Origin of the sequence: Microbacterium sp. (assembly GCF_052099035.1) — a bacterium.
Taxonomy (GTDB): Bacteria; Actinomycetota; Actinomycetes; order Actinomycetales; family Microbacteriaceae; genus Microbacterium.
The window spans coordinates 1-4,642 of sequence record NZ_JBQDSX010000123.1 but is presented as its reverse complement, the minus strand read 5'-3'; the positions used below and the strand labels follow the sequence as shown (position 1 = coordinate 4,642).

General features: G+C 64.8%; 4 protein-coding genes and 1 pseudogene. All 5 read right to left on the bottom strand.

Annotation, left to right across the window (positions count from 1 at the left end; translation table 11 throughout):
* Nucleotides 1–188: 188 nt before the first annotated feature.
* The gene (locus ACTIAO_RS17105) at nucleotides 189–416 is read right to left on the bottom strand and encodes a hypothetical protein (protein ID WP_441907292.1); all 228 of its coding nucleotides are present in this window, start codon (nucleotides 414–416) and stop codon (nucleotides 189–191) included.
* A gap of 98 nt (nucleotides 417–514) precedes the next feature.
* Nucleotides 515–856 (bottom strand): histone-like nucleoid-structuring protein Lsr2, encoded by a 342-nt coding sequence (locus ACTIAO_RS17100; RefSeq protein WP_441907291.1) that lies wholly within the window; start codon nucleotides 854–856, stop codon nucleotides 515–517.
* A 95-nt stretch (nucleotides 857–951) separates the two neighbouring features.
* Nucleotides 952–2,565 carry a relaxase/mobilization nuclease domain-containing protein gene (locus tag ACTIAO_RS17095; RefSeq protein WP_441907290.1) on the bottom strand — a complete coding sequence of 538 codons (1,614 nt, stop codon included), beginning with the start codon at nucleotides 2,563–2,565 and terminating at the stop codon, nucleotides 952–954.
* 110 nt (nucleotides 2,566–2,675) lie between these two features.
* Entirely contained in the window at nucleotides 2,676–2,975 is a 300-nt protein-coding gene (gene mobC, locus ACTIAO_RS17090) for a plasmid mobilization relaxosome protein MobC (RefSeq protein WP_441907289.1), read from the bottom strand.
* A gap of 1,336 nt (nucleotides 2,976–4,311) precedes the next feature.
* A pseudogene (locus ACTIAO_RS17085) lies at nucleotides 4,312–4,642 on the bottom strand (hypothetical protein); the annotation flags it as partial.

Below are 4,642 nucleotides of genomic sequence, written 5' to 3'. Positions count from 1 at the left end.
GATCACCAATGAAACTTCTTCGAGGGAGGGTCCGATTGTCATAACGTGGATTATCAGATTTGGCTTCTGACCAGGGGAGATGGTGATTCAGAGACCCTGTTTATCATTCACATGCTGCGAGAAGCCATCGACCTGCGCTTGAAACTTCGCGCCGTTTCGGGCTTCCCATCCCGGTCGGCCCGTCGCGCTCATTGAGGTCGGTGTGTGCGCAGACCGTGTTCGTAGCGTTTGGAGGAGCGCGCGGCGAGATCAGGGAACTCGGCCATGACATCGACGTCAAGCAAGAGACGTGCGATCTGTTCTGCGTGACGACCGACAGGCCACCCGTTCTTCGTCAGCCAGGCAAGCTTTTCCTGGTCCATCTCCGGGTGCGCGCGCTCGTACTCGAGCAGAGCCCGCGCCTTTGTGGAGAGCATGTACTTACATTAGGTGACGGCACAACCGGAGGCGACATCCATCCGACGCGCGCGCCTGCTCCTTCTCGACGTCGCGCCGGGCGGCGCCGCACCATGGGTCAGCGTGACGAGCCAGTGGCCTCGTCGTACGCGCTGAGGACCTCGCCCGAGACGCGGCCACGCGCGGACACCTCGTGGCCGTTGCTTCGTGCCCACTCTCGCACGGCAGCCAGGTCGTGCTTCGATGAGCTCGTCTTCGTCGAACGCGTGGTGGTGCTGGTCTTGCGGCCGGCTTCGACGTAGCGGTTGAAGTGACTGCGCAGCTTGATGGCGTGCGCGTCGGTGAGGTCGATCTCGTAGCTCTTCCCGTCCAGCCCGAAGCGAACGGTTTCCCCTTCTCCGTCGGGGATCTCGGTCTGGTCGAGGTCGTCGATGAGGCGGTGGATGGTCGTCTTGACCATGCGGGTCTCCTTGATCTTGTCTGTCAGCGAATTGCTGCAGGCTCAGTCTCCTTGCCGGAACTGCCCACCGAGTCTGTACGCGCGGGGCCGACGCGTCACATCCCGATCCCACGATCGCGGTCGGGTCGCGTGTTGAGGTGCCTCCGGTCGACGGCGGGTGGCGACGATGGGCCCTTGCCGGGGTTTAGGGGCGGGTACATGCGCCGCATGTTCTCGGCAATGTCGAACGCGCGCTGGTCCCGTTCCGTATGCGGACCGAATGCTCGTCCGGGCAATGTCACGTTCCGCTGCAGGAACGGCCACTTCACCTCGAACGCTCGAGCGTCGAGGCGCTTGCGCACCGCGACGAGTCGATGCCGGGTGTCATCGAAAAGCCGCGCAGCCAGCTTCGCCTGGCCTGCAGCAACATTCGCGTCGTGGATGGCCTGAGCGAGGCGGAGCATTTGCCGCATCATCGCCTGCTGCGCGATGATCCCCTGCCCGCCTCGGGTCGCACTCGCAACGAGCATCGCCGTGCCCGCGAACGCCGGCCGGTTCACGTCCAGATCCCGCGGAGGACGCCGGTACGTTTGCGCGGAACGCGAAAGCGCTTCGGACGCGAGCGCGAGATGCCCCGGCGTTTTCTCGGTCGCGTTCGACCACGCCGCAAGTACACCCGCTGACTGCCTGGCGACCCTCGCCCACGTCTCGCGATCCTCGACCGGAACCTCTCGCAACCGCGTGACGGTGGCGGTCAACTCACTGCTCTGCCGATCCCACATCTCCGGATCGATGTCCTTCGCTTCACGCCCAGGTGCGACCACCCGTCGCCCCCGATACGCGGCCTCCCACTCACGAGCCGCAGCAGACGCACCCGCGGGAGTATCCGACCACTCCGCGCGCAACCTCGGGAGAGCCAGATCACGGCCGAGCTGTCCACCGCCGTACCAAATCGGACGCTCCCCAAACGAGGGGCGTTCCGCGACCGAGTACCCCGTCACCACGTCGGTTCGACCATCCGCAAACCGCGGCCGAACGAGCACGCCAGAGCGACGCAACCGGCGCACGAACTCCCCCTCATCGTGCGACGCGATGGCAGCCCCCCGCACGCGCAGCGATAGCAGGTACCGAGGCTGATCCGTGCGCAGCTCAGCGGCGATCTTCGCCCGGCGAGCGTCACCCGCCAACGCCTCCCAAGGAGGCAGCTTCTCGCCACTGTTCGCCCGCTCCCGGTCATGCCGAGCGCGCGCTCGAGCGCGCGCCTGCGCCTCCCGCTCGGCGGGGTCATATCCGCGCGTCGCCCTCTCCTGACGAACGGACTCCAGCTCCTCCAACGCGTATGAAACTTCCAGGCCACGGGCGGCTTGCTGCGCACGGTAGTAGTCATTGTGGATGGGCGCTTTCGTCCCGTCCTCACGGACCAGATTCACCGCGATGTGGATGTGGTCGTTACCGTTCGCCGAGACACCGTGCCGCACCGCGACCCACCGGCACGGCGCCTTCGTCCCATTGTGGTCATCGAAGCCCATCGCGGACACGAAGTCAGTCGCGATCGCACCCCACTGCGCGTCCGTCAACTGCCCTTCCTCAGCACGCAGCGACAACGACGCATGCCACACATGCCCACCGTTGACCTCGGTCCCGAACGCGCGCCGCGGTTGATCCAAATAGCGGGCGATCTGCGCCGCCGACGCACCACTGAGCTCCGCATCCTCGAACCAGGACATCATCGGCGCATCCCCCGCCACCAGATGCGGTTCAGCGTGCTCGTTCGAGCGCCCAGGCCCAACCAAATACGTCAACAACCCGGCCATGCGATCCCCGCGCACCACGTTCGGCATCATGGCTTCGGGAGCTCCTCGATCGCGTCCGTCAACACGGCAGCCGCCGCACGGACCGCGTCCAACGTGTGCCGCAACGGCTCCACCAACTCCCCCGGCACACCACCCTCCGCGTTCGTGGCCTTCGCGATCTGATTCACATTGTTCCCCAGACTCGCCAACGTGCGATGCGCCGCGAACAAATCCACCATCAACGCACGCCGATCAGACGCGATCTCACCACCATCCTCAGCAAGCGCCGACTCCACCAACAGCCGCACGACCGTGATGCCCTTCGCGTTCGCCCGACGAAGCAGCATCCCCTCCTCCTCCGGCGACACCTTCACCTCATGACGATGCTGCCGACCACCCGCAACATTCGCCCGACGACGACGATCAAACACACGCCCAACCGGAGCCTGCTCATCCATGAACACCACTCCCCTTCCGGCCCAGCGCAGCGAACCCGCAACCCCGGGGACCACACCACCAGTGTGCCAAGCCCGAGACACAAAGTCGAGGGCCAAGCCGGTTTAGCACAGCTAAACCTATAGCTTGCTCCGTCAGGCTGGGTGCGGTAGCCGACCTGCGGATGCAAGACGACGGAGCCTCATCTCGCCGCGCGGTTTCGCAAGCAGTGCCACCACGGTGGTCGAACAGGTCGCGGCGAGGTCAGATCACGGGCACGTTAATGCGGGCCGCGAACGCGTGACGCCGCCTCGGCACATCTGCGGTTGAGCACGCGCATGAAGTGCACGTGCGGCCATCGAAGGCACCGTCTCTGACGACCGCTGTGCACGCAGCTCGGGCGCTAGATCTGTCGGTGAGCTGCGAGGGCGGCAGTTAGTGCCGCTGCCCCAGCTGAGCACTCGATCGGGTCGTCACCCCACCACATCACGTTCAGCTTCTCGACGGTTCGAACGGCCTCAACGACACTGAAATTCGGATGCTCAACCAAGTCAATCGCGAGTCGCGTTCGCTCCTCGTACTCACACCGGCCGAGCCCTTCCGCAACCCGCCCCAGGTCGACAGTTGACGCGTCCGACAGTGTGACAAGTCTCGCGTCCCACTGCGCACGATCCTCACTCGATTCCACCCCCACCACCACTCCTGACCGCGACACGAAACCGACTCCACACGGCACACAAGCAACCGTCCGTTCTCATCACCGTAGCGCGCAAGAATCGGGACGTTAGCTCGCCAATCACTGCGCGCTCCAACTGTTCCCGACAGCATCAGATCGGTCTATCCTCAAAGCAGCCCACCCCGCTGAGGACCAGGAAGTGGAAGCCGGGATTCCCGCCGCACTGACGGGACCCTGCCTCCGCGACTTTCGACTGCGTCCCGCGTCCGCAAACACACTCATGATGCGTGTCACCCGACTGGCACACAGCTGCTCGTAGTCCTGCCCTGATTCCGGTGTGGATCGACGCGAGCCAAGCGAGTCAGCGACCTCCATCGGGCCGCGCCTCTCCCCCGCCCCGCACGTCGGTCAGCCCACCGAGTAGAACCGACGGCACACGTGCCTCACATCGAGCAACCCACCGCGATCACGCACGCCCAAGGTACGACGCTCGTGACCCCAACACCGTCCGTCCGGACGCGGCATTTTTCACCGTCAACGACACCCAAATCACCGACCGCGCCCCGCCGGAGTCAGCGCGATTTGATCTTGCAGAACACCTGCGCCGTCTTGTACGCGGCGTCCTCGTCGAGGATCGCTTCAGCGTCGACGACTTGGGCGGGCTCGTCCAAGCCGCTGTCGACCTGGCGCATCCAATACGCCCAGCACAGCCCCGATCCGTTCGCCGGGCGTCCGTGCTTGGAAAGGAATTGAATACCCAACGGGAGAGAACCATCGTCGAGCTGCACGTGGTCTCGGATGAGCTGCGCGATCGAGGTGGTGAGCACACGATCTTCCCCGGTGAGATCCTGAGCCGCCCCCTTCATTCGGTCCGGACGTTCTGTGAGTCGTCGGTTTCCATTT

Excerpts from the sequence above, each read along its gene's own strand:
- ACTIAO_RS17105 (WP_441907292.1), bottom strand. The coding sequence starts at position 416 with ATGCTCTCCACAAAGGCGCGGGCTCTGCTCGAGTACGAGCGCGCGCAC.
- ACTIAO_RS17100 (WP_441907291.1), bottom strand. The coding sequence starts at position 856 with ATGGTCAAGACGACCATCCACCGCCTCATCGACGACCTCGACCAGACC.
- ACTIAO_RS17095 (WP_441907290.1), bottom strand. The coding sequence starts at position 2,565 with ATGATGTCCTGGTTCGAGGATGCGGAGCTCAGTGGTGCGTCGGCGGCG.
- mobC (WP_441907289.1), bottom strand. The coding sequence starts at position 2,975 with ATGCTGCTTCGTCGGGCGAACGCGAAGGGCATCACGGTCGTGCGGCTG.